Consider the following 2,644-nt stretch of genomic DNA (forward strand, 5'->3'; position numbering starts at 1 on the left):
TTAATACACCCTGCGGTGGTAAAGGCATATGTAAAAAATGTGCGGTAAAAGCCTCCGGTGCACTTTCAGAACCTGATACTTTTGAAAAAAGTTTGGGCGATAGTACCTTGAGATTAGCCTGCCGCGCAACTATCCAAGGCAACGCAACTGTCTATGCTGATAGCATCCGTGAATATATACACTACCCTGTTTTAAATCACACTCATGCATACGGTGTTGCTGTTGATATTGGCACCACTACCTTACAGATTGCATTTGTTGATATGACAACTGACACTGTGCTTCCTGAAATTACGCTGCTTAACCCTCAGCGTCGTTTTGGTCACGATGTCATCACTCGAATAAGCCATGCAAGCAATACAACCATTGCCCATAAACTTACTCAACTTCTTGTAGATGCAGTTATATCAATCATTACAAAAGCCTGCCAAATATCCAGAGCAGAATCAAACATCATAAAATCAATTTCTTTTTCCGCCAATACCGTTATGAGCTACTCGTTGTTAGGCATTGACATAGCACCACTTGGCATGTATCCATACTGTACACCAGTAACCATATTTGATAGTTATCGGAACTATCGCCCCATTACACAAAAATTTTCTGAAGCTACTATAACCATTTTGCCTATTGTAAGCGCATTTTTAGGTGGGGACTTTGTAGGTGGCCTTGGTATACTACCACAAACCGGTGGAAACAGTTTCTTTTTTGATATTGGCACCAATGGCGAGATGGCAATCATAAAAGAAGACGGCACTATACTGGCTACATCATGCGCTATGGGCCCAGCATTAGAAGGGATGAACATATCAAGCGGCATGACAGCAACTGAAGGTGCAATCACACATTTTATGCGGAAAAATGGGGAAATTACCTTTACCTCAATTGGTACACCAGCAGGCATTAGCGGAACAGCCCTGGTGGACTTGATTGCTATCTTGCTTGATCTTGGTGTGATAGATAAAAGCGGGAAAATTGCTGATACATATCCCCAAACCTTTACCAATCAGATTGCATTAGAATACACTGATTCCATAAAGGCACTGAATGTACTCAACACCATTACACTATCACAGATTGACATACGCAATGTTCAACTGGCAAAAGGAGCAAGCTTAGCTGCTTCACGTATCCTTTTAAAAGAAGCTGGTTTAACCGAACACGATATAGATACTGTGTATATAGCTGGTGCTTTTGGCAAAAATGTAAACATTGAAAATTTTACTCGCCTGCAGTTTATACCACATTTTAAAAACGCACGATACAATGCAGTTGGCAACACATCACTTATGGCGGCAATTGAAGCACTACGAAATAAAGATTTTATACACCAACTAGAAGCTATCAAAAAAAGGATAAGGGCTATAGATTTATCATTGCATGAAGAATTTAATGATGTTTATGTCAAATCACTGGGATTTTAATATTAAACATCATTACCACTCATAACTTTGAACCACAATGATTCCTTTTTGTGTGGCCTCATCTATAAAGGCATTTGTGGCAAAATGGGTTACCAGTATGGGTACAATAGGCACATCACCATATATACTACGAACAACGTTTATCTTATTGTCTAAATCTTCAAAAACTTCACGCCGCCAATCGCCTTCGTCCAATCGTATCTTAGATTCGCCCACAATATAAAATTCCTTGCCATCTTTGAAAGCTTTCCCAAAAAAATTTATTTCTTTGCCACCTATGTCAGCCCGTACCATTTTTTCAACTATCTCGTATCCATATTTCTGACGCAAAACCTGTGGTAGGTTTCTATATGCTTCATTTTCAAATGAATAGCTAAAACTACGTGATAAACCACCTAATTGAATGCGTGTTTCTCGTAATCCATTAGCTAATTTACTTATCTGTTCCTCGGCACGTTTCTGTGCTTCAGCTAGCTCTTTCATTGATACAGATAGTTCTTCTACACGTTTTTCAGTACGCTGCTGTGCTTCCTCGGTTCGCTTTTGCGCCTCTGCTAACTCTTCTAATCGTTTTTCGGTACGCTGCTGCGCTTCCTCAGTTCGCTTCTGTGCTTCTGCTAATTCTTCTAATCGTTTTTCGGTACGCTGCTGTGCCTTTGCTAATTCTTCTACACGCTTTTCGGTACGCTGCTGTGCCTCTGCTAATTCTTCTACACGCTTTTCGGTTCGCTGCTGAGCTTCCTCAGTTCGCTTTTGTGCCTCTGCTAACTCTTCTAATCGTTTTTCGGTACGCTGTTGCGCTTCAGCTAGATCACGAACTATGGATTTTAACTCTGAAAAATCTTCTTTTGTAACATGAACCTGCCCTATACGCTCATCTATTATTTCTATAATCTGGCGTTTAACCTGTGGTGTAATAATAAAACGAGTATCTCCTGGCATTTTCTTTTCCTTCCTTTGTTTTTGTGTTGTTTGTTTCTTTACAGACATACTATACTATGTACTTTAAAAATATTTTTTCAAGCATTATTTGTCAAAAATTAAAGTGTCTATACATCAACACCGTAAACGTTTCAGGATAATTGTATATTATTTTTACCAATGATAAATAATACACAGCAATAATTCCTTAAAAAATTTCATAATGAATATAGTGTACACCCCCGCCGCCGGAGGCGGCGGGGGGGTACACTATCTTATATTTTTTTCAAATTTACCCC

General features: G+C 39.3%; 2 protein-coding genes. One reads left to right on the top strand and one right to left on the bottom strand.

Translation table 11 applies throughout. From position 1 onward, the window contains the following. Positions 1 to 1,424 (top strand): ASKHA domain-containing protein (locus AB1444_16350; GenBank protein ID MEW6528225.1); only part of this gene is annotated, 1,424 nt, incomplete at its 5' end. Between the two features lie 12 nt (positions 1,425 to 1,436). Here AB1444_16350 and AB1444_16355 read toward each other — a convergent pair. Further along, positions 1,437 to 2,366: a hypothetical protein gene (locus tag AB1444_16355; GenBank protein MEW6528226.1), complete on the bottom strand. Its 930-nt coding sequence runs from the start codon at positions 2,364 to 2,366 to the stop codon at positions 1,437 to 1,439. Positions 2,367 to 2,644: the final 278 nt, after the last annotated feature.

Source organism: Spirochaetota bacterium (assembly GCA_040756435.1).
Taxonomy (GTDB): Bacteria; Spirochaetota; UBA4802; order UBA4802; family UB4802; genus UBA4802.